This is a genomic window from Thermostilla marina, assembly GCF_054657455.1.
The window spans coordinates 3,176,154-3,195,899 of record NZ_BAAHYR010000001.1; the positions used below are offsets into that span (position 1 = coordinate 3,176,154).

At 58.2% G+C, this 19,746-nt stretch carries 16 protein-coding genes; 9 read left to right on the forward strand and 7 right to left on the reverse strand.

Translation table 11 applies throughout. The features are described from left to right. Window positions 1-54: 54 nt before the first annotated feature. Entirely contained in the window at window positions 55-1,104 is a 1,050-nt protein-coding gene (gene queA, locus ACYQ2I_RS11650; RefSeq protein ID WP_460167186.1) for a tRNA preQ1(34) S-adenosylmethionine ribosyltransferase-isomerase QueA, read from the reverse strand. 131 nt (window positions 1,105-1,235) lie between these two features. Here queA and ACYQ2I_RS11655 point away from each other — a divergent pair, with 131 nt between their 5' ends. The 4 genes from ACYQ2I_RS11655 (at window position 1,236) to ACYQ2I_RS11670 (ending at window position 6,059) form a co-directional block, all read left to right on the forward strand. Further along, on the forward strand, window positions 1,236-2,372 hold the full coding sequence (locus tag ACYQ2I_RS11655; RefSeq protein ID WP_460167187.1) for a glycosyltransferase: 1,137 nt from the start codon (window positions 1,236-1,238) through the stop codon (window positions 2,370-2,372). Window positions 2,373-2,524: 152 nt separating this feature from the next. Next, window positions 2,525-2,992, forward strand: a complete 468-nt coding sequence (gene mraZ, locus ACYQ2I_RS11660) for a division/cell wall cluster transcriptional repressor MraZ (protein ID WP_460167188.1) — start codon at window positions 2,525-2,527, stop codon at window positions 2,990-2,992. A 389-nt stretch (window positions 2,993-3,381) separates the two neighbouring features. Continuing rightward, window positions 3,382-4,323, forward strand: a complete 942-nt coding sequence (gene rsmH, locus ACYQ2I_RS11665; RefSeq protein ID WP_460167189.1) for a 16S rRNA (cytosine(1402)-N(4))-methyltransferase RsmH — start codon at window positions 3,382-3,384, stop codon at window positions 4,321-4,323. A gap of 278 nt (window positions 4,324-4,601) precedes the next feature. Beyond that, window positions 4,602-6,059: a LysM peptidoglycan-binding domain-containing protein gene (locus tag ACYQ2I_RS11670; protein WP_460167190.1), complete on the forward strand. Its 1,458-nt coding sequence runs from the start codon at window positions 4,602-4,604 to the stop codon at window positions 6,057-6,059. Window positions 6,060-6,075: 16 nt separating this feature from the next. On the opposite strand, the gene ACYQ2I_RS11675 is transcribed toward ACYQ2I_RS11670, so the two are convergent. The 3 genes from ACYQ2I_RS11675 to ACYQ2I_RS11685 all read right to left on the reverse strand — a co-directional run bounded on the left by ACYQ2I_RS11675 (window position 6,076) and on the right by ACYQ2I_RS11685 (window position 10,076). After that, the gene (locus tag ACYQ2I_RS11675) at window positions 6,076-7,566 is read right to left on the reverse strand and encodes a sulfatase family protein (RefSeq protein WP_460167191.1); all 1,491 of its coding nucleotides are present in this window, start codon (window positions 7,564-7,566) and stop codon (window positions 6,076-6,078) included. 125 nt (window positions 7,567-7,691) lie between these two features. Beyond that, window positions 7,692-9,167: a sulfatase family protein gene (locus ACYQ2I_RS11680; protein ID WP_460167192.1), complete on the reverse strand. Its 1,476-nt coding sequence runs from the start codon at window positions 9,165-9,167 to the stop codon at window positions 7,692-7,694. A 255-nt stretch (window positions 9,168-9,422) separates the two neighbouring features. Then, window positions 9,423-10,076: an MBL fold metallo-hydrolase gene (locus ACYQ2I_RS11685; RefSeq protein ID WP_460167193.1), complete on the reverse strand. Its 654-nt coding sequence runs from the start codon at window positions 10,074-10,076 to the stop codon at window positions 9,423-9,425. A 484-nt stretch (window positions 10,077-10,560) separates the two neighbouring features. Between ACYQ2I_RS11685 and ACYQ2I_RS11690 the strand changes: the two genes are divergently transcribed. Beyond that, window positions 10,561-11,436: a DUF1571 domain-containing protein gene (locus tag ACYQ2I_RS11690; RefSeq protein ID WP_460167194.1), complete on the forward strand. Its 876-nt coding sequence runs from the start codon at window positions 10,561-10,563 to the stop codon at window positions 11,434-11,436. 147 nt (window positions 11,437-11,583) lie between these two features. Here ACYQ2I_RS11690 and ACYQ2I_RS11695 read toward each other — a convergent pair whose 3' ends face one another. Further along, the gene (locus tag ACYQ2I_RS11695; protein ID WP_460167195.1) at window positions 11,584-13,032 is read right to left on the reverse strand and encodes a sulfatase family protein; all 1,449 of its coding nucleotides are present in this window, start codon (window positions 13,030-13,032) and stop codon (window positions 11,584-11,586) included. Window positions 13,033-13,273: 241 nt separating this feature from the next. Here ACYQ2I_RS11695 and ACYQ2I_RS11700 point away from each other — a divergent pair, with 241 nt between their 5' ends. Next, a complete protein-coding gene (locus tag ACYQ2I_RS11700; RefSeq protein ID WP_460167196.1) occupies window positions 13,274-14,704 on the forward strand; it encodes a sensor histidine kinase in 1,431 nt (476 codons plus the stop codon). 3 nt (window positions 14,705-14,707) lie between these two features. Here the strand turns inward: ACYQ2I_RS11700 and ACYQ2I_RS11705 are convergent, their stop codons facing one another. After that, window positions 14,708-15,862, reverse strand: a complete 1,155-nt coding sequence (locus ACYQ2I_RS11705; protein ID WP_460167197.1) for an FG-GAP repeat domain-containing protein — start codon at window positions 15,860-15,862, stop codon at window positions 14,708-14,710. Between the two features lie 153 nt (window positions 15,863-16,015). Continuing rightward, the gene (locus tag ACYQ2I_RS11710) at window positions 16,016-16,759 is read right to left on the reverse strand and encodes a hypothetical protein (protein ID WP_460167198.1); all 744 of its coding nucleotides are present in this window, start codon (window positions 16,757-16,759) and stop codon (window positions 16,016-16,018) included. 221 nt (window positions 16,760-16,980) lie between these two features. Here ACYQ2I_RS11710 and ACYQ2I_RS11715 point away from each other — a divergent pair, with 221 nt between their 5' ends. The 3 genes from ACYQ2I_RS11715 (at window position 16,981) to ACYQ2I_RS11725 (ending at window position 19,577) form a co-directional block, all read left to right on the forward strand. Then, window positions 16,981-17,757: a methylated-DNA--[protein]-cysteine S-methyltransferase gene (locus ACYQ2I_RS11715; protein ID WP_460167199.1), complete on the forward strand. Its 777-nt coding sequence runs from the start codon at window positions 16,981-16,983 to the stop codon at window positions 17,755-17,757. A gap of 259 nt (window positions 17,758-18,016) precedes the next feature. Continuing rightward, window positions 18,017-18,217, forward strand: a complete 201-nt coding sequence (locus tag ACYQ2I_RS11720; RefSeq protein ID WP_460167200.1) for a hypothetical protein — start codon at window positions 18,017-18,019, stop codon at window positions 18,215-18,217. 403 nt (window positions 18,218-18,620) lie between these two features. After that, entirely contained in the window at window positions 18,621-19,577 is a 957-nt protein-coding gene (locus tag ACYQ2I_RS11725; protein ID WP_460167201.1) for a hydroxypyruvate isomerase family protein, read from the forward strand. Window positions 19,578-19,746: the final 169 nt, after the last annotated feature.

Here is a 19,746-nt window from a genome sequence, read left to right on the forward strand (position 1 = left end):
TTGATCCTCACCGGCAAACACGACCTGATCCTCGACTCTGAAGCGGGAAACGGCCTAAAGGATCAACATCGCATCGCCGTAACTATAGAACCGATATTCTTCGCGAATAGCCTCTTCGTAGGCTCGTCGAATCAACGCATCCCCGCCGAAAGTCCGCACCAAGACCAATAACGTCGTCTTTGGAAGATGAAAGTTCGTCATCAGGCAATCGACGGCGCGAAAGGTATACGGAGGCCGAATGAACAAGTCGGTTTCGCCACGAAAAGCCTTCAATTCTCCATCGGCCGCCGCTGTTTCCAAAAGGCGCACCGACGTGGTTCCAACGGCAACGACGCGTCCACCTCTCGCCTTCACTTGCCGAAGACGATCCACGGCCTCCGCGGTCAATTCGCCCCATTCGGCGTGCATCCGGTGCTCTGCAAGGTCGGCCGTCTTCACCGGCGCGAACGTCCCCAAGCCGACATGCAACGTCAAATAAACCTGCTCGATTCCGCGACTCGAGAGCCGATCCAAAAGGTTCTCGGTGAAATGCAAACCGGCCGTCGGGGCAGCGACGGCCCCCGGAACGCGCGCGTAAACCGTTTGATAATGTTCCTGGTCCTCAGGCAACATCTCGCCCTTGCGAATGTACGGCGGCAAGGGAACCCGCCCGACCCGATCGAGCAATTCGAGCAACGGCATACCGATCTTCGGTTTGGCCAGCCATTTGCCTTCGGCGGTTTGCCCGATCATGTGTAACTCGATCGCTTCGCGCCCTTGCCGATCGAGCAACACGATGTCTTCACCGGGCTGAAGTTTACCTCGCGTATGCCCCAATACCAACCACACACCCTGCTCGCCGAGCTGAAGAAACAACCCCTCCCAGCGACCGCCCGTTTCCTTTCGAAATCCGACCAGTCGTGCCGGCACGACGCGCGTATTATTCAGAACCAAGGCATCGCCCGGTCGCAAGATCTCCGGCAAATCGCGCACGTGCCGATGCTCCAGCTCGCCCGAAGCCCGATCGACCACCAACAACCGCGCATCGGCACGGTTGGGCACCGGCTGCTGGGCGATCAGGTGCTTCGGCAATTCGTAATCGTACGCCGCCAGATCGAGACTCATGCCGTCTTCCAAACTCCCCATCTTAGGGGAACAGTCCGATTCGTCGCTTTACACTCATACCCCGAAATGAGTATAAGCGAGCAGTGGAGTGTTGTCATTGGGGCCGATCTCGCGAATCGCGGAACCGAATCATGTCGCCTCATCCCATCGGATTGACGATCACCGATCTTGACGTGGGCGGTGCCGAGCGATGTTTGACGGAAATCGCGTGCCGTCTCGATCGGACGCAGTTCGAGCCTCACGTCTTCGTGCTTTCTCCCCCTCCTTCGCCAGAAAAGGCAAAGCTCGTTCGACGTCTTCAACAAGCCGATGTCCCGGTCACCTTCTTCAACTTTCGGCGGAATCTCGCTTTTCCAGTTGCGGTATTGCGTGCGGCTCGCGCTTACCGACGCGAGTCAATTTCCTTGGTGCAAGCGTTTTTGTTTCACGCGAACCTCGTGGCCCGCTTGGCAGCTCTAGCGGGGGGCGTTCCCTGTGTGGTGTGCGGCATTCGCGTGGCAGAACACCGCCGTCGCGGTCACCTGCTCTTGGATCGCTTGACGTCTTGGCGGGTCGACCGGTACGTGTGCGTGAGCGAGGCCGTGCGCCGCTTCAGCGTGTCGTCGGCCGGGCTTCCCTCCGAAAAACTTCTCGTCATCCCCAACGGTGTGGATCCCGCCGAGTACGAGAGCGTTTCCTCGCCGCCTCCGTTACCGATCGCCGAAGGTCGAATCGTGCTTTATGTGGGGCGACTGGACCACCAGAAGGGAGTCGACATCTTGCTGCGTTCGGCGGCCGCCTGGTTGCCCCAATACCGTGATGTGCATTTGCTTCTCGCCGGAGACGGGCCGGATCGTGCCCGCTTGGAATCGTTGGCTCGGTCACTCGAAATCGCACGACAAGTCTGTTTCCTGGGATTTCGCGAAGACATACCGGCCCTGCTGCGTGCCGCGGACGTTTTTGTTCTTCCTTCTCGGTGGGAAGGGATGCCGAACGCCGTCTTGGAAGCCATGGCCGCCGGACTTCCAATCGTCGCCACCGACGTCGAAGGGGTCCGCGAGCTACTGGGCGAGGCAGCGCCACTTGTGCCCCCGGAATCTCCGGACGCACTTACCACTCACATCACCCGCTTTCTCGACTCCCCCTCGTCAGCCCAAACTATCGGCGAAGCCAACCGAGAACGCGCGTCTTCCCTGTTTTCGTGGAACTCCGTGGTGGACAGCTACCAAGCGCTCTGGGCCGATCTTCTCACCCAAAAAATCGCCGAAAAATCGCGAAAATTGGGTTAGGTCGCGGCTGTCTGTCCCAAGTCCTTTGCTGCACGCAGGCTACGTCGAAGCGGCCGTTACTAACTGCCGAAACGGCCCAAATTCCACGCTTGACGTCGAAAACGAATTGCTTATGCTTGGGGACGTGTGGGGCAAATTGGAGCGATTTGGGGATGCCGCTGCTTACCGGACAGTATACCCGAGCGATCGACGACAAGCAGCGCATCGCGATGCCCAAGCGACTGCGCGACGCCTTCGGTACCAGCAAGGGCGACCACCTTTATGTCTCGCCGGGACTCGATGGTTCGTTGTCGGTTTACGATGAGGCTTCCCTTTCAGCGTTCGCCGACCGGTTGGCCAACGCGTCGCCTACGAATCGTGACGTGCGCGACTTCACCCGGATTTTTTATGCCCTGACGGAAGTCGTAGAAATCGACAGCCAAGGACGCATCCGAATACCGCAGAACCTGATCGAGTTGGCCGGTATGACAAAGGAGGTCGTTCTGGTAGGTGCCCGCGATCACGTCGAAATTTGGGCCGCTCAGCGCTGGCGAGAGTACCTTGCGGCAAAGCAGCCGGCATACGACCGCATCGCCGAATCCGCCTTCGAACCACGTCCCAACACTTTTGGATGCACTTGATTCACCATTCATCGGCCGTTGGCCATCGCCTCCAACGATTGATCACCGCACGGCGACCACGCGTCTGGATTCGACAATCGTTACAGGCTTCACCCCTAAAAGGGCTAAACGTGTCCGTCCGTACCAATCGCCTAGCGTGAGAGTGGGAGCGTCGGTTACCGGCCACCGATCGACGCATCCCAACCCGGCAACCACGTGCCGTCGGGAGAACTCACGGGCCGGGACAGGGATAGACCGGTCGCGATAGCGGAGCCTGTGCGTCGGATTCAGACGTGGGCATTCCCCCTCGTTCATAGGGACGTGACCGAGGGGGTTTTTGTTGCGCTCGCGCCCGGCGTCTTCCGGCCCGGAGGCTGGTCGCAACGTGCCCGCCCCGCTAGCATGGATCCATGATTCACGATCGGCCCAACGAACTTTGCAATACCGGACGAAACGACACGATGGCGTTCGATTTGCCTCCACCAACGCGACATCAGCCTGTGTTGCTCCGAGAGACTCTCGAACAACTGCAGATCGAATCGGGAGCCGTCATCGTCGACGGAACCTTTGGAGGCGGCGGGCACACACGGGTAATCGCGGAACAAATCGGCGCCGACGGGCGGGTTATTGCTATCGATCGTGATCCGCAGGCTGTCGATCGCGCAAAGGCGCTCGCCGCAAACCTTCCTGTCATTCCGTACCTCGGCAACTATTGCGACCTCCCCGAGATCCTCAGGGACTTGGGCCTTGAAACCGTCGACGGCATTCTTCTCGACCTGGGGCTGTCCAGCGATCAACTGGCCGATGACGACCGCGGATTCAGCTTTCAATCGAACGGTCCGCTGGATCTTCGCTTTGATCCTACGCGTGGGGAGCCGGCCTGGAGACTGTTGGAACACATCAGCGAGCGTGCCTTGGCCGATTTGATTTTCCGGTATGGTGAAGAGCGCTACAGCCGCCGAATCGCTCGAGCCGTCGCCGAACGTCGCCGCAAGCGGGAACCCATCCGCACCGCCGCCGATTTGGCCGAACTCGTTCGCCGTTGCGTCCCGCGGGGACGCCAACGAATCGATCCCGCAACGCGAACATTTCAAGCCTTGAGAATCGCCGTCAACGACGAACTCGGTTCATTGGAGCGAGCCTTGAAAAGACTGCCCGAATGCCTTCGCCCGGGAGGCCGTTTCGCCATCATCAGTTTTCATTCGTTGGAAGACCGGCTGGTCAAACATGCGTTTCGCAATGATCCGCGTTTGCACGCGGTAACACGAAAGCCAATCTGCCCATCGGAGGGGGAAATTGCCGCCAATCCACGAAGTCGTAGCGCCAAGCTGCGCGTGGCCGAACGGGTTTAGCCACGCAAGATAGACAAAACAGGAAAACACGACAAAACATTCCGATAGAACGGATTCGTGCCGCCCGATTCCCTCAATCGGTCGATGAAAGAAAAAAGGCAACCCGTATTTCGCGCCGGGTCGGAATTCGGCAGCCCCTCTTGTGGGGTTTAGGCAAATACGGTAATTATGCCCGACATTGGAATGGAACCTAGACGCTCTGGCTCGGCTCGACTCTCACATAGGTTCCGGCCCAATAGGTTCTCGTCTTTTCTTCGCAGGAAAGCAGGGATGCGATCATGGCCGAGGACATGGCCAAGTCGGATGTCGGCCGCTCGAGCAACGGCTCATCGGTAGCTGTTGACGAACTGGGCACCCCAGTCGACGGCGGTATGCGCGAAAAGCTTGCTCGATACCAGCGTGAAGTACGCTGGGGGTTGCTGATCTTGGCGGCGCTCGTCATTGCATTGGTTGTCGCCACCGGATACCGCGTGGTACGAATGCGGGCCGAATCGAGGGCGGAACAGCTCGTCGATCAGCCCAACGCATCGAACGAAAGTGAAACGGCCACATCGGGAGAGGATTCCGCTACCGGTCCGAAGATGCCGGCGTTCGCTTCCAACGGTACCGCCTCAACGTCCTTGTCATCGTGGGATCCGGACGACGGGTTTGCGTTCGTCGGCGACGACAGCGGTTCGCAGGAGACAGATCGTTCTGCTCCGGCGACATCCTCTCCGTACCCAACCTACGCACAATATCCGGAATATGCTCAGCCCGGCGACACGCCCCCTGACGTCCCGCCGTATTATGCCGACCAGCCGAACGGCGCTACACGCTACGGGGAATCGGCATACGCGCCGCAAGCACAAACGGAAGACTACGCCCAAGTTCCCGGCAGCGGATACTCGTCCTACTCGCAGGAAATCGCCCCCTTCCCGGACGCATTGCACGGCGGCCGGGGCGTTCCACCGCAACACAACGAATTCGGTTACCCCTCGGACTCGCAAGGGTACGCCGCCTATCGAACCGATGTGACCGGCTCATCGAACTCGTCCATCACGATGGGGGCGGAAAATGCGTCTTCCGCGTACGGTCCATCGGGCTCTTCCTCCGATAGTTCCCTGGAGTACACCGCAACCGGCCGTATGCAGGGTTCTTCACGTGTCGATGTCTCCCAAGAATTTGCCGACGTCCACGCGTCCCCCTACAATGCCTACGGCCGTACGACCGAGCCGACAAATACGTCGCCTCTGCCGGCGACGACTCCAAACAACGCGATGCCCCAATACGGCGGGCGATACGCCGACATCACAGCGGGCTCTTGGGAAGCAACCGCCGGGTCGCGAACCGACGCCGGCGCATTGACTACGGCTTCGCCTGCCGGTCCGGTCGCGTCGCAGCCGTTCGGAAACTACGATCCGTCACCGACGTCGACGAACCCTTCACCTTCAGAGGTGCGGGTTCCTCCGCTGCAACCGATTCCCGCCTCCCCCGGCAACATGGGTGTTGCAGAGCGATATGGAACGTCGCCATCGACGAACACGAACTATCGCCCGTATGTCGTTCGGGAAGGCGACACACTTTTCGAAATCGCCCGACGGGAATTGGGACGCGCGTCACGGTGGATGGAAATCTACAATCTGAACCGCGATCGTTTGGGCGACCGGCTCGAACATCTCCACCCCGGCACAACCATCTTGCTGCCGACGGAAAACCGAACGGCTGCTCGGGCGTTAGGCTCCTTTCCGCAGCAATGATCGCCCGGGTACGCAGTCAATTACGCGGGCTCTCCGCCTTCGTCCCGATGAAATGATGCCCTTGACGAGCCGCTTTTAGTTGCTCGGTCGAATCGATTTGCGCCCCTGGGTCGTGCTGTTCGGCAAGCCACTGATCCAACGCCCGACTCAGACGATCCTTGATCTCGGCATACTGCGGATCGTCTGCCACGTTCGTCATCTCGAACGGATCATCCTGCGTGCAGTAAAGTTCCTCGGCAGGGCGCCGCATGTAACGTTCGATCACTCGGTACGTCGCCTCGTCCTCGGCCGAAGCCATCAACCAACTGTTCCAATACGGATTGTGTTCAGGCAGCCCCATCACGTGTTTTTCGATATAGATCCGGTCCGGCAGGAGGTTTCGCACGTATCGGAATTTTCCGTCGGTCACGCCGCGAATGGGATAGGGCGGCCCCTCGGGCACGTTGTTGTGCATGAAGAAGGCGTATTCGCGGTGGGTGTCGGTTTCGCCGAGCAATACCGGCAAGAAACTCTTTCCGTCGAATGTTCCTTCCGGATCATCTGCACCGACCGCGTCGAGCAACGTCGGCAAAACATCCGCATACTGCACCAAAGCCGACGTACGGCGTCCTGGCCTCACTTTCCCCGGCCAGCGCACGACGAGCGCTGTGTGCACGCCTTGGTTCCATACCGTCCATTTGCAACCCGGAAATTGGGCTCCCTGTTCCGACGTGAACACGACGATCGTATCGTCGGCATGACCGGTCTCGTCAAGCATCTTCAATATCGCGCCGACTTGCTGATCGAGAACCTCGATTTCGGCCAGATAGCGTGCGAAATCCTGACGCGAAACCGGGGTGTCGGCCACATGCGGCGGCAGCTCGAACGATGCGGGATCAAAGTGGGACGGATCGCCCGCCGTCCAAACCGCGTGCGGAACGACTAATGCCGTCACCAAGCAAAACGGCTTTGCGGCGTTTCGAGTAATGAACTCACGGCAACCGCCCAAGTCGAAACGAACCGTCGGTGAAACACAATTCGTCTCAAGTCCGGGCACGATTTCGAAGGGGAAAACACTCTTCGGCCGAACGTGGACCTTACCGGCCAATCCTACCCGATAGCCGAGCGGACGCAGGTAATGCGGCATACTGCGCACGCCGCTGCGCGAGGCCGAGTGATTCCAGCAGCAACCGTTCCCGATGGGATAAAGGCCGGTATACAATTCGCTCCGACACGGTTGACACATCGCTTCGGTGACAAACGCCTGATCAAAGACCACCCCTTGGCCGGCCAAGCGATCGATATTCGGCGTCTTTACGTTCGTGCCGCCATAGATGGGCAAGTCGCTGTAGGTCGCGTCGTCTGCGATTATGACCAGGATGTTCGGACGTTCCGCGGCGAGAAGTTGATTCTGCGTTCCATTGATCGCGCCCCACCAAGCGACGATCGCCACAATCGCGGCAACTCCCGCCATCCGGTTGCGTTGCGTCCCCCGGGCGCAGCAGCAGCGTGCAGTGTCGTTTTTCACTTTGCTATCCCCCACATTCGGACATAAAAAACAATCGGGGAGGCGTCCCCGCCTCCCCTTTCATACCATTGATTGCCGCAAGCCCACGAAATGCACGCCGGCGGCGAGTTTGAAAAGCCAGAAAACTATTCCGGCACGCCGATCTTATCCCAACCATCCAGTTTCGGATTGAGGGTTCCGTCGTGATCGAGAATCGGCCGCGGATCCGGTACGCGCCCGAGCGGACGACATCCCGGTCCGATTCCTTCCAAGCCGAGATCGTCTTTCATGGCCTCGGCAACCTTGGTCAACTCGGCGACGATTTCCGGATGATCGGCAGCCACGTTCGTCGTCTCACCGATGTCGTCCTCGAGATTGTACAGCTCGCCCCGTTTGATATGCAGCTTCCACGGGCCTTTGCGCACCGCCTCAAGAATTAGGCCGCGATAATAGTAGAACACTTCGTGCGGCGACTTGGCCTCGGGATCGCCCGCTAGGATCGGCCAAATGTCGCCCCCGTCGATCTTGCGGTCCGAGGGCACCGTTCCGCCGGCCAATTTCACGATCGTGGGTAACAGGTCGATCATGCCGGTGATTTCGTCCGACGAAGTGCCCGCGGGAATCTGTCCCGGCCACCAAACAATCGTCGGTTCGCGCATGCCGCCTTCCCATGTGCTGCCCTTGAAGCCTCGAAGCGGCGCATTGACCGCGCGTTGGGTACCGCCGTTGTCCGAGGTGAACACGACCATCGTCTTTTCCGCCAATCCCAATCGACGGATCGTGTCCACTACCTGCCCGACGCTCCAATCAACCTCTTCGACCCAGTCGCCATAGATTCCGTTGTTGGAATGCCCGACGAAGGCCTTGCCGGGATAGATCGGAAAATGGACGGCGGAATGCGGAAGGTACAGGAAGAAGGGGCCGCCCTTGTGTTCCTCGATGAACCGGACCGCTTCTTTCGTGTACATTTCGACCAAGGCCTGTTGGTCGTCGGGAAGTACCCGCTTAATGACCGACTCGTTCCGCATCAGCGGCAGCGGCGGTTGGCCTTTGCCCTTGCGATTCTTGGGAATCGGCTGCCCGAGGCTGCTCTTCACACCGTCTTCCGCCGGCCCCATGTCGTTCGAATACGGCAACCCGAAGTAATAATCGAATCCTTGCTTTCGAGGCAGGAACTCGGGCTGGTCGCCTAAATGCCACTTTCCGATACAGGCGGTCGCGTATCCGCGTTCCTTGAGCAGCTCGGCTATCGTGATTTCGTTCGGATTCAGCCCGTGATCGTATCCCGGAAAGAGCACGTGCGGAATCGGCAGACAGCGCTTCGGATAGCATCCGGTCATCAGTGCTGCTCGCGACGGCGAACAAACCGGTGCCGCGTAGAAGCACGTGAGCTTGCACCCTTCGGCGGCCAAACGATTCAAGTTGGGAGTTCGATTCAACTTTGAACCGAACGGTTCGATATCGGCGTAGCCCATATCATCGATGTTGATGATCACAAAGTTCGGGCGTTCGATATCGGGCCGTTTGGTCGCCGCGGCAGCCGAGTCGGTCGTCCCCAAGACCGATAGGACTCCCCACGCACACAGCGATCCCAACGCAAGAGAAAGCAGATTACGTCGCATCGCGGGTCCTCGTTCGGAAAAAGGTTCACGTTGCCCAGATCCCTTTTCCGCTTCCCGTGACCAAGTCCGCCGAAATGCCGCAAACGGCCGATCGGCGGCACACAGTGCCTCACAACCCGCTACCGATGATAATTCAAGCTCCCTGCCGATGCACGCAAACATCGGGATGCTTCCCACCGCGCGCCATGTCGGCGGTACGCCTCAAACGGAATCTTCTTACACGAGGTGAACGCCGCCCCCGGCACCGACCGAGCGTCAGCCTCGCACGAACGGGTTCGAGCGACGTTCTTCGCCCACGGTCGTATCAGGGCCATGCCCGGGATGTAAGATCGTTTCGTCGGGCAGTGTGTAGATCTTCTCGCGGATTCCCTTCAGCAACGCCGCATGATCGCCGTCGGGGAAGTCCGTGCGGCCGATGCTCCCGGCAAAGATGATATCTCCGACGAATGCCTCGGGCATGTAGTCCTCTGAATCCCAAAGATAGGCGACGTGTCCCGGTGAATGACCGGGCACATGAAGAACACGGAACAAGAGCCCATCCAGGGCGAGTTCGTCGCCGTCTTCCACCAGCCGATCGGCGCGCGGACTTTCGATAGCCATCCCGAAGGCCATCGATAGGTTCTGCTCCGCATCGGTGAGCTTGTGCGCTTCATGTTTCCCGATGATAAGCTCTGCATCGGGGTACCGCTCTTTCAGCGCTGCGTTGCCCGCAATGTGGTCCGCGTGACCGTGCGTATTCAAAATCGCGAGCACATCGAGTTTCTCTTGCTCGATGAACCGAATGATGCGGCCCGGCTCCAGCCCCGGATCGACAACAACGGCAGCCTTCGAGTTTTCTCGATGCAACACAAAGGCATTTTCTTGGAACAGGCTCGAAACCGTAACGTGCACGACCAATCTGTGTTTCACTGATGCCTCACCCATGGTGACCTCACGGACCGTGCCGCCCCCACAAATAGTGGATTAGATGCTCGTCTTCAGGGCTAAACCAGCTCTGCTCTACACCGCCTCATTATAACTAGAAAGGGGTGGTTTGCAGCCCCGAGGAGTCAAAACAGGCAAAACACGCAGTCTACAAAACCGCCATCGAACTTTCTGTTTGCGAGACCTCGGTATGCTGTGTAAACTCATCCCCATTGTCGAATCGGGCTAACGGTAGCGGTTCGGCTAGGGCGATGAAGCAGGAAGAGAGATTCGCTTTCTGCGTTGCGCGCCGCCCACGTCAAACCGCTAGGATTGCGGCAGCGTACCGGAAACGTAGACTTCACGGACAAATCGGACTCGTCTTTAGTGGCGGAACGTGTTCTTCTTGGTGCCACGACCTAAGGGGAACGGAATCCGGAAGACCTCGAGTCGTTGGTCGAGGGACGCCGTAGCAAGGGAGTGAAATCTTATGTCGTTTCGACACGCTATTTGGGGAACAACCTTCACCATTGCCGTGACTGCTTGGCTTTCGGCCGACCTTTCGGCCCAACAAACCCCACCTACCGGTGGTACAGCAGCGCCCGTTCGCGTTGCAGATCGATCCGTCCAACCCAACGAATCGCAAATCGTGGAACACCCTCTGATGCCCGCCCTGCGTTGGGCGTACCAAGGAATCAAAGATCTCGAGAAAATCGAAGACTATTCGGCGATCCTGGTCAAACGGGAACGCATCGACGGCAAGCTCAAGGATCCGGAATACATGTTCATCAAGGTCCGCAACCGACCGCTGAGCGTATACATGTATTTCCTCGAACCTTCCGAAGTCAAAGGCCAGGAAGTCATCTGGGTCGAGGGCCAGAACGACGGCAAGATGTGGGCGCATCCGCCGGGACTGCGAAACAAGATCATCGGCACCGTCTCGCTCGATCCCACCGGTCCGATTGCGATGCAGGGGAATCGCTACCCGATTACCGAAGTGGGAATCGTCAATCTCGTCCGGCGGTTGATCGAAGTCGGCGAAGAAGACATCAAGTACGGTGAATGTGAAGTCAAGTTTTTCGAAGGCGCCAAGATCAACGACCGTGTGTGCACGTGCATCCAGGTCGTGCATCCGGTTCCGCGGCGGAATTTCCGATTCCACATGGCGAGAATCTATGTCGACAAAGCCACCAATCTCCCGGTTCGCTACGAATCGTACGATTGGCCGAGCAGCCCGAATGAAAAACCGCCGTTGATCGAAGAGTACACATACCTCAACTTGAAACTCAACAACGGCTTCACCGACGAGGATTTCAGCATCACGAATCCGAAGTACGGCTTCCGTGAAGGCAAAGCGAACCAGTAGCCGCGCATCTAGCGACGATACGTAAGAACACTCGGCGGCCGGCGTTCAATGCAACACGCCGGCCGCCATTTTCTTCGGCCGAGCGAACACCGCCAGCAAAGGCGGATCCGCTCCGTCGACTCCAACTCCACGCTTCAGCAGCCACGGTTATTCGTTCGGCTGCGTTTTCTTTTTCCCGGCGCCTTGTTTGGTCGATTTGGCTTTGGGCGCAACAGGAACCGACGTGCCTTTCACGATTGGTGAAGGCTTGTCGGCCAAGATCTGCTTCATCCATTTCTTGGCGTCAAGAACCTCGGGATCCTGAGAGTCCGTGACGTCCTTGTACGCCGTCCCGTCACGGCAATCACCGCAATCGTAAAGCCGTCCGAAGTCGGTCATCGTGTTCCGCTCAAGCAACCACCGCTCGGTTCGGACGATACGATACGGTCCGATATACGAGAAAATCCATTCGCGAGTCTTCTCGGCTTCACCGCGCAGAATGGGAGCGAAGCTGACCCCGTCGAACTGGTGTTCCGCAGGCACTTTCGCACCGGCCATGTCCACCAGCGTGGGAAATACGTCGGAGCCGTCGACCAATGCGTCGACCGGTCCCAACGGCTTCACGACGCCCGGGCAATTCACGATGAAAGGAACGCGTGCCCCGAGTTCGGTCGGTTGCCCCTTGCCGTCGCCGCCGGTTCCGTTGTCACCGATGAACATGACAACCGTGTTTTCCCGCAACCCCAGTTCGTCCAACGCCCGCACGACCTTTCCGACGATCTTGTCGAGATAGGCCACGTTGTCGGCGAAGTTTTCCCGCTTGTTGATGAAATGATCCTCCGGTCCCTGCGTTGAATCCGGCGTCGTGTAATACGGCGCATGCGTCAGGGCCATCGGGTAGTAGACGAAGAACGGTTCGTCTTTGTGTCGCCGAATGAAATCGACGACGAAGTCGCTGAAGATGTCCGGGCCGTAATCGTTCGGCTCCGTCGGCAAGTACTTTCCGTTTTTCACGATCGACGGATGCCAATATCGGGAAGTCTTGATCTTGCGGTCATCCTCATAACCGCCTTTGTGAACAACCCCCTCGGGAAGGTTGTGCCGATAAGCCCACATGCAGTACTCATCAAACCCCGCTTCGCGCACCAGGTTCGGCAATTCTCCGCTCAGTTGCCATTTTCCGGCATGGGCAGTCGCGTAACCCGCTGCCTGCATGACTTGCCCGAAGGTCACGTGATTCGTGATCTGCTCAGCGGGATCGTCGGGTTTCGGTCCGCCCGGCCGACCGGCGAATTGAAAAATGCCGTTTCGGTATCCGTATTGCCCCGTCATGATTTCGAACCGGGTCGGGTGGCAAATCGGGGTCACGTAGGCGGTCCTGAACATCACCCCCGAGGCCGCCAGGGCATCGAGGTTCGGCGTCTTGTGCGTCGGATGCCCGTAACACCCCAATTCTTTCGCACCGATGTCGTCAGCCAGCATGACGACGAAATTCAACGGCTTCTTTTTCGGAGCGGCCGCGTTCAACAGCGGTGCCGCGCCGCACAGGACCACCAAAAGCGTCAACGCCCCGATGCTCCACAAACGTCGTCGATGGATCAGTTTCCGCTTCATCATGGCTTTTCCCTCGTCAGCATTCCCCCTACACAGCGGGGGCACATCGGACCTTTTGTAACGATCGAACGCATTGTTTCGGTGAGATTCGTCCCGACTGGGGCCGAATCACGTCCTATCCTTCCAATAGGGTGCAAGAGACTAAACGCACCGACGCGCGAAAGCGGAGCCATCCCCCCCTTTTGGCTCCTCGTCGATATATCACACCTAGACAGCAACGAGGAAGCACTGGGTACCAACACCGATGAGCCAGAACCAACCCGAGATCGTCACCAGCCTGGAAGAACTCTGGATCGACCTGGAACCCACGCCCACCCACGAGTCTGCACTCCGGTTGTTCACGCATCAATTCGACCGGTGGGAACCGGTGTGGACGTGTGTATACGACGCCTCGGGCGCCGAAATCGAAACGTACGTCGCCTCGCCAGCGAGGGTTTTCGATCGGGTTACTCGCGCAACTGCCTTCGCGCGAGCAAGTGATTCGACAGTCGACCACGACGGCAAAGCCCCTCATCTCTTCACGATACCGGCCGACGACCGTCTTCCTCATTTACTCGTCGTGCGCCGTTGCAACGAGACGGGCTCGACCAACGCGTGGCTCGTCGCGGCATTCCAACGACCGATTACAGCAGAGGAAATACAATCGGCGAATCCAGCAATTTTGCAGGTCGCCGAGCTGACCATTTTGTGCAGTCTGCTCAATAATGAACACGACTTCCTCAAATCCAAAGCCGAGCAGCTCGCCGCCGAAAACGAAGCACTCAAAACGGCCCAAGCGCAGGCTGTCGAACAAGCAATTGAAGACCATGAAAAGCGTTTGCTCGCCGAACGCGAAAAAGAAGCCCTGAAGGAACTCGTGCGGGCAATCGAAGAAGCCGATCGCACGAAACGAGACTTCTTGGCGAACATGTCGCACGAACTTCGAACACCTTTGCACGCGATTCTCAGCTACGCCGCGTTCGGACTGAAGCATACCGGCGACGAGTCACTGGCAAAACTCAACCGCTATTTCTCCCAAATTGAGAAAAGCGGCAAAACCTTGCTGGCGTTCGTCAACGATTTGCTGGACTTTTCGAAACTGGAAGCCGGCAAAATGACTTACGAATTTGCCGTACACGACATTACCGAAATCGTCTCGTCGGTGTGTGACGAACTTCAGTCATTGGCCGTACAACGCGATCTCGATATTCGAGTCGAGGCGCCGGACGGCTTCATCCGGGCGGAATGCGACGGCGTGCGCATCGCCCAAGTCGTCCGCAATATCGTCGGCAATGCGATCAAGTTCGCCGAAGAATCGACCTCGATCGTCGTCTCGATCGATCAAGACGACACCAAAGTCAAACTGGATGTAAGAAACGTCGGCGACCACATCCCCGAAGAAGATATCGAACGAATCTTCGAAGGATATGCCCAGTCACGAAAGCACGCGCACAAGACCGACAGCACCGGCCTGGGCTTGGCAATTTGCCGCAAATTGATCGCCCAACATCACGGAAGTATTTGGGCCGAAAACGTACGAGACGGGGTCGTCTTCCACATCCAACTTCCTATTCGGCAAGACCTCGCGGCCAAGCGAGGCCGTGTCGATTCTTCAGACACGAAGAATTCGACCAACGGCGTGTCCGATTCGGCTGAGCAACCTGCCGAGTTGGTGAACCAACTCTCGGCCACGTAACCGTCAGCGCCGATTGAACAAGATCTGCGTACCGTCCTTTCCGGCAACGACGATGTCGAGATCACCATCGGCATCCAGATCGGCGGTGCGAATTTGCAATCCGGCACCGGCCTGCCCTTCGGCGATCGGGTGGCGCGTAAACGTCTGCTCTGCGGCGTTCCACGAATAGGCGCACAACAGCGGAGGGTCGGCACTCCCCGGATCTTTGCCGTTATGAGCGCGAACTCGTTTGCCGGTTAGAAGTTCCTCGACGCCGTCGCCGTCCAAATCGGCGAACACCAAACAATGCGCTTGCGAAAACGTGTCGTCGATGAGATGTTCGACGAACGCCAGCTTGCCGTCTTCATTTTGTCCGGTCGCTTCCCACCAATACAAACCGTAGTCGTGGGCCTTGCTCCAGATCAGGTCGTTGCGACCGTCGGCGTTCAGATCCCGCACAAGCATTGGGCAACTCGCATGGAGACTCCAGTCGGCATGATATTGCCAGTCCCTCCCCAACGGATCACCCTCCGGCCGCTCATACCACCCCTCGCCGAACAACAAATCGCTACGGCCGTCGTTGTTGATGTCGCCGAACCCAATTCCGTGCCCATTGTGCGGCCCGATCTTGTGACCGACCAGGGTCGGTGAAGCACCGCTTCGATCGAAGGTCCAAATCACGCACGGATTTGCCTTGTTCCACTGGTTGGCGATCCATTCGGGCGTATCGTCGCCGACCAGATCGACCAGGTAAGCGGCTTCGTTCGTCTTCATTTGTGTATCGACGAGCAAGTTCCGCTCCCAAAGCATGCCTCGCAGCACGCCGTCGCGACCGGGATTTCTGTACCAATACACCTCGCTTTGAGTGAAGGCCATGGAAACGACATCGACCCAGCCGTCGCCGTCCACATCGTAGGCCCATTCCCCATTCGAATGCACGTAACCGCTCCAATCCTCGATGAGCCGGACCGGTCGCGGAATCCACTCGCCGTTGCGATACCAATTTCTGCCTGCGATCACGTCGAGCTTGCCGTCGTTGTCGACATCGGCAATGTCGCATCCTTCGTTCGCGTCGACGGTAAGCACTCGCACGTCAAACGCAAAGGGCTGATCTCCGAAAGCCTGCCTTCCGAAAACAAGCAGCCAGACGATTACGACGGCAATACAATGACGGCGCATGGACGCACTCCTTGTCGCGAGGGGGGACGCGGAACGCATTCCGCGATTCAACGATCGACCGTCCGGCATTTTGCCGGTGCCCCAAGATTAGGCAGCACACTCCGCGAAATCAACGTTTCGACGCAATCCGGCATCATCCGCGTACGGTCCCAATCATCCGAGAGCGATCGCCTTCGCCAACGGTTGTAGAATGCCTTCGAGGACGTAACGATCGACAACCGTGAAGCAGGTCTCTTTGAGCAAGTCGAGCGTTTTCGAAAAATCCTGATCGTCGGGCAACCCGCCATAGTGCCGCGCCGTGACGTAAACGCTCAACTGGTCTTCCGGATATTCCCCGGTGCGGACATGATAGTCGGTCGTGCGTGTCTCGGTGCTGATCCGACACTGTAACCGGCATTCACTGTCGAAGCTGAGCACCAAGGACGGCTCATAATGGACGACCTGACGCGACGGCATTTCGGCCACCCGTTCGAAGGCGGGCGGAACCCCTAATACATCCGCCAGCAGCTCGTTGTGATTTCCGCGGTAGGTGAAGTCGAACCCGAACAGCAAGTCGATGGCTTCGCAATCCAGCGGCGTCACCGAAAGATGATAAGGCGCCAGTTCCAATACCAGGCGGTGCTGCTCGACCGCCGCATCGACACTTTCCGGATTGAGTTGCCCCGAGAGAATTCGACGCGGCTCAATGCTGCACCAGTGGTGTGATCCTCCGGCCTTGTCGGTTTCCAGGACGAGCTCATGCCGATCCCGAGCGTAGAAATTCCGCATCGCCGGATACGACTTGCGGATGCGGTCGAAGAAATGCAAAATCGTTTCTCGCTGCGACGGCAACGGCATGGCCGTATTCAGCGTCATGTTCACGTAGAAATCGTCACAATACTGGGCGTACACGTTCATCTCCGGTCGATCTCCTGCACGGAGTTAGATGCCCGATCCACAGGGAAGCCCAGGCGGGCGGGAAACCGCTAAACAAAGTCGTCGCGTAGACCGCGGGCTGCGTGGAATGCCACCCTATCTAAGCAAGTTTACGCCGCTCGGGCTCGTTTGCGAGCCCTACCCCATACAGCCACCCCAAGATAGGGGAATCCGCAAGTACCCCCTCGATCGGGCCAAAACCAATGTACGCAAAATCGTCTCATCGCATCGACCACCGATCGCAGCAATTGCCGCTTGGAGCCCCTATTGGGCGACCTGCCGCCTTTTCACACTGCTGGGAAGACGAACCCGTTTCGCTTCATTCTCTTTCCCGTTCCTGCCTTCAGAAAAGTCGTCAGCCAAAACCCAGCTTGAAATATTGGGGAGCAACTCGGCTGACCCCACTGGGGTGGGTCGGTGTTCTGATCTCAGATAGAGGCTTGGGTCGTCTCGTTTTTGGGCACAATTCAGCCGGCTCGGCATTGGCCGCCTTGTGCCAACCGGAGGAACATTGGGAAAAGATCGGCGTCGTAAACGGACAGACGAATCTCCCCTCGCCAGCCGATCTGGCCGACGTTCCGCGGGACACAGCCTCAAACGTGGAGGCAGCTTGCCGATTGTTGCACGAGATCACGGAATACGCGCTCGGCCGGAGACGCGATTGGTCCCCCAACATTCCTCTGGCTCCGCTGGGGGCCACACCTTTTCGCCGCCGCGTGTGGGAAGCCTGTCGCGCAATCCCGTTCGGCCGCGTCCGTACCTACGGCGAACTTGCCTGCCGAATCGGCCGCCCCCACGCCGCGCGGGCTGTCGGCGCGGCACTTGCAGCGAACCCACTTCCTTTGGTGGTCCCGTGCCATCGGGTTATCCGAGGTGACGGCGCACTCGGCGGCTTTTCAGCCCCCGGGGGAATCGAGCTTAAATCGTGGTTGTTGGCTTTCGAAAAAAAGTGTCTTCACGACGTGTCCGATTCCCCGTAATTTTCAAAGATGATCCCCTACACTGGGAGTAGGAGCAGAAGCCGCTCATTCTGCACATTTTACCCAATCCGCCCATCCACTCCAAAACGAACTGGTCACTCGAATACTTTTCGCGCAAAATATGGAGGATTCGGTTTGATCGTCGTTTTCCATTCGCCCCGAACCTGACATCGTGATCCTTTCACACATACGACTTCGAATCGGCGAGCTAAAATTGGTACGAGAACACCAAGATCAGCCTCGGGGAGAATTGCCTCGGATGGATTCCAGATCGGTCTACTTGGAACGCAGGGCAAACGGCAGCCTACTGGTACGTGTTCGCTCCGGAGAACGCAACGGCGTGAAACTGCCGGATGCCGTTTTCACGTTCAATTGCGGTGATCCCCAGTTCGAATACTGGGCGGAGCTACTCCAAGATCGTGAATCACTGAAACTCGATCAGGTAGAGCTCCCCTGCTGACACGCACCTCCGCTCTCTGCGATTGCGCAGAGTGTGCACTCCGCGCCAAGTTTCAACTCCCCGGGAAGTTATACGGGGAGCACGTCGAGTATCTTCTACCTCGCATTCTGCCGAGCAAAGACGTCGCAATTTTCGACGCTGTTGTGAATCATCTCTCCACCGGCCCCGCGAATCACGGCCGACCACGACGGGGCTCCGGCGTCGCCCGCAAATTGTCGCGAGAAAGCATTTCTCAGCCCCGATTCAACACACGTCATTTCCATTTTTGTCACTATCCCCGATTGCCTTTGCTGTGTCGTTGCTTCCGCGATTTGCGGAATCTATGCTCAAGCAATGCCAATGCATGATTTTCTCGTTTTTCGGTAGTGCCGCACGATCAGCTCGAACCAGCGGGAGTATTCCGATGCGCAAAGGTATTCATCGCCCCCAATCATCGGTCGCGTCCACCCCCACGGCGTCACGCCGTACCTTCCTGGCTGCGGGTACGGCCGCCTTGGTCGGTGCCGCCACGGCTTCACGTTCCGGCTACGCTGCCCCGAAAGTACCGGCGGTCTTCGACACACCGGGTCCCGATTACCGCATCGAAAACGACCGCATTCACCAGTCGGTCTTCTCCTGGTGCTTCGATCCCATGCCGGTCGAAGACCTGATCCATGCCTGCCACAAGATGGGCATCAAGGCAATGGACGTGCCGGAGCAGTATTATCCGCTGCTGAAAAAGCTCGGTATGAAGCCGGCAATGACCTCCGGCGGCGACTACCGCGAAGGCCCGACCGATCCCGACCAGCACGACAAGGTAGTTGCCGATTTGAAACACGGCATCGATGCCGCCGCGACATGGGGTGCCGGAAAAGTCTTGGCCTTCACGGGAATGCGTCAACCCGGCTTGACCGATCGGCAACTGGCGAACAATTGCGTCCGCTGCTGGAAGAAGGTCATCCGTTACGCCGAAAAGAAAAACGTCGTCATCTGCCTGGAAATTCTGAACACGCGGGATGACAGCCACCCGATGAAGGGACATCCCGGCTACTTCGGCGACGACGTCGAACTTTGCGTCGATCTCATCCGACGGGTCGACTCGCCCAACTTCCAACTCTTGTTCGATATCTATCACGTCCAGGTCATGAACGGCGACGTGATCTCCCGTATTCGGCAGTACAAGGACATCATCGGCCATTATCACGTCGCCGGTGCTCCAGGCAGGAACGAACCGGACGAGACGCAAGAAATCTTCTATCCTGCGGTCATGCGGGCGATCCTCGAAACCGGCTACCAAGGCTACGTGTCGCAGGAATTCATTCCCACGTGGGAAGACAAATTGGCTGCTCTGCGCAAAGCAGTGAAGATCTGCGACGTCTAGTGTGAGCGTTCCAAGCGTCCCATCCCCGTACGGTCTTCGTCCCGGTGCGTTTTGCGCATCGGGACGTTGTCGTTTCTCTCGGCGGTCGGCTTGGTCGGCAGAAGCCAATCGTAGAATCCGTCTTTCGCCGCTTCTGCCAAATCGCTAGACTCCCGCATCCGGTCGCATT